Source organism: Parabacteroides sp. AM08-6, assembly GCF_003473295.1.
Classification (GTDB): domain Bacteria; phylum Bacteroidota; class Bacteroidia; order Bacteroidales; family Tannerellaceae; genus Parabacteroides.
In genome coordinates this window covers 533-3,552 of record NZ_QRMP01000062.1, presented here as the reverse complement: position 1 = coordinate 3,552, position 3,020 = coordinate 533, and the positions used below count along the sequence as shown (strand labels likewise).

Here is a 3,020-nt window from a genome sequence, read left to right as displayed (position 1 = left end):
ACTCTCGCTCGAATGCGGGTGCAAAAGTAGAGGATATTTATACAACTACCAAATCTTTTCCAATCTTTTTTGCAGCTTTCTTTCACGAGGAGGTTCTGTATTATAAGGTACGGGAGGGGAAAGTTTTTTGGGGGCGTACGGGGGTTTACATCCCTATCTTTTCATCCATGAAAAATTCATTCATGAAAAAGATGAAAGAACTATTGGATTTCGCTTCGTTTGGATGTATCTTTGCCAAAATGATAAACACCTGATAACCAACAGCATTCACTTCCTACTTAATTTACATTTGCCTTTTGATAGTTATCGCAAGGCCTTGCGATAGTTATGGTAAGACCTTTCGACAATTGTGGCAAGGCCTTACCACAGTTATCGTAAGGCAATTCCCTCGGCAACTAATCGAGCTTTATTGGGGGGGATAAGTTCTATTTGAAACGACTTTTTTATATAAATCATCAGAAAAAAGAACTTCTACATCGAAAATATGATTACTATTTCATCGTTTTGTAAACTAACATCACTGAATTAACAGACAAAAAGTAAATTAACACCAATAAGTTAACTATATTTGTAGGCTGATACAGATAGAGCTGATATGCCGACAGACAAAAATATTAAATTAGATTCTGCATTGACTCCTCTTTCTTTTCTATATGGAATAGGAGTCCGATTGAGGAATCAACTTTTCGAGTGGGGAGTACTACCATCCGAACATTATCCGATTCCTGTTATCTGTATCGGAAATCTCAGCGTTGGGGGAACAGGCAAAACGCCTCACACGGAATATTTAATTCAATTATTGAAAGATAAATATCGTATAGCGGTATTGAGCCGGGGATATAAACGAGAAACATCGGGTTTCATTTTAGCAGGGCCGGAATGTACAAGTCTTGAAATCGGAGACGAACCCTATCAAATGAAAAACAAATTTCCGGATATACTGGTAGCTGTTGATGCAGACCGCCGGCGAGGTATTCGCAATATACTGGCGCTCCCCGAAGCTGAACAACCAGAAGTTATTTTATTGGACGACGCCTTCCAGCATCGCTACGTCAGTCCTTCGCTCTCTATTATCCTGACTGATTATCACCGCCTGTTCTATTACGACAAACTTATGCCCGTCGGTCGATTGCGCGAACCTATCAGCGGGATACGACGTACAGACATTGTTATCGTAACAAAGTGCGAAGAAGACATGAAACCGATAGAATTCCGTATCATTGAAGAAAACATGAAGCTGCAAGCTCACCAACATCTATATTTCACGAGGGTTATCTACAAGGACATACAACCCGTATTCCCGGAGATTGCCCCAAAACGAACTTGGCGGAAAATAAAGAAAGAGGATGAAATACTGCTTATTTCAGGCATCGCATCCCCTACTCTTTTTATTAAAGAAGCACAGAAACATTCAGACAAAGTGGCAATTGCAAGTTTTCCGGACCATCATACGTTTAGTAAGCAAGACTTTAAAAAGCTAAATGCCCAATATGAAGAAATGGCATCTGAAAACAAAATCATTTTAGTCACGGAAAAAGACGCCGCGCGATTAATAAACAATCCACTTATGCCGGAAAAGTGGAAACAATCCTTATACTGCCTGCCAATCGGCATAAATTTTTGTGCAGGAAAAGATTTCGATGAAACAATAATAAAGCATATTATTTCCTTTCAAAAAAACAGTATTTCACATTATTAAGATATGAACAACAGAACAGAAATAGCGACTTTAGGCGAATTCGGTTTAATTCGTCATTTAACAGATAAAATTGAATTGAAGAACAGTAACACAATAAAAGGCATAGGTGACGATGCCGCTGTTCTTTCATATCAGGACAAACAGGTCTTGGTAACAACCGACCTTCTTCTGGAAGGCATCCATTTTGACTTGACTTATGTTCCTCTTAAGCATTTAGGATACAAATCCGCCATCGTAAACTTCTCTGATATTTACGCCATGAACGGTCAGCCAAAGCAAATCACAATTTCACTTGGCATCTCGAAACGTTTTTCTGTTGAAGATTTGGACGATTTTTACGCTGGAGTGAAATTAGCTTGCGACATTTACGGTGTCGATATTGTAGGCGGAGATACTTCAGCCTCTTTAACCGGCTTTTGCATCAGCATAACTTGCATCGGGGAAGGAGAAAAAGATAAAATTGTTTTGCGCAGTGGCGCCAAAGAGACTGATTTAGTCTGCGTTTCCGGTGATTTAGGGGCTGCCTATATGGGATTGCAACTTCTTGAGCGGGAGAAAAGGGTATTCAAAGGAGAAAAAGATTTCACTCCGGATTTCGGTGGCAAAGAGTATCTTTTGGAACGTCAATTGAAACCGGAAGCTCGCAAAGACATCATAGAATTATTACATAATAGTGGCATCGTTCCTACCGCCATGATGGATATTTCCGACGGGCTTTCCTCCGAATTGCTCCACATCTCGAAGGAGAGTAATGTGGGTTGTCGCATTTACGAAGACCGCATCCCTATCGATTACCAGACTGCCGCTATGGCTGAACAGTTTAACATGAACCTTATCACAGCGGCCATGAATGGCGGTGAGGACTACGAACTTCTCTTCACAGTTCCCCTTACCGACCACGACAAAGTATCTGAAATGAAAGGTGTTAAAGTAATCGGCCATATCACCAAACCGGATTTAGGGAATTACCTTGTCGGCCGCGACGGTGGCGAAGTCGAACTAAAAGCCCAAGGCTGGAACTCCTTAAGCGAATAAAATCTTAAATAAAATTCCCCGAAGTATTGCAAATTAAAAAAAAGTCCATATCTTTGCACCCGTTAAACAAAACAACGGTGCCATAGCTCAGTTGGTAGAGCAAAGGACTGAAAATCCTTGTGTCCCCGGTTCGATTCCTGGTGGCACCACTGAAAATCAAGCAGTTATCTTCAAAGATAGCTGCTTTTTTTGTGGCTTTTCGGTGGTTTTTCCCCTTAAAATCCTATTATTTTCTGTGTTTTTCATGTTGGTTCACACAAGCCATGTAAACCGAGATGTAACCATG

The 3,020-nt window shown here is 40.6% G+C and carries 3 protein-coding genes and 1 tRNA gene; all 4 read left to right on the top strand.

From position 1 onward, the window contains the following. On the top strand, window positions 1–254 hold a 254-nt coding region (locus DW103_RS18160), incomplete at its 5' end, for a hypothetical protein (protein WP_158576716.1). Window positions 255–595: 341 nt separating this feature from the next. Beyond that, window positions 596–1,699, top strand: coding sequence for a tetraacyldisaccharide 4'-kinase (lpxK, locus tag DW103_RS17735; RefSeq protein ID WP_122278595.1), 1,104 nt, complete (start codon window positions 596–598; stop codon window positions 1,697–1,699). A gap of 3 nt (window positions 1,700–1,702) precedes the next feature. Further along, on the top strand, window positions 1,703–2,734 hold the full coding sequence (gene thiL / locus DW103_RS17730) for a thiamine-phosphate kinase (RefSeq protein WP_122278593.1): 1,032 nt from the start codon (window positions 1,703–1,705) through the stop codon (window positions 2,732–2,734). Between the two features lie 76 nt (window positions 2,735–2,810). Then, window positions 2,811–2,883 (top strand) — tRNA-Phe (locus DW103_RS17725). Window positions 2,884–3,020: the final 137 nt, after the last annotated feature.

Bases quoted from the DNA above. Each gene is read 5' to 3' on its own strand.
- lpxK (WP_122278595.1), top strand. From the start codon at position 596: ATGCCGACAGACAAAAATATTAAATTAGATTCTGCATTGACTCCTCTT.
- thiL (WP_122278593.1), top strand. From the start codon at position 1,703: ATGAACAACAGAACAGAAATAGCGACTTTAGGCGAATTCGGTTTAATT.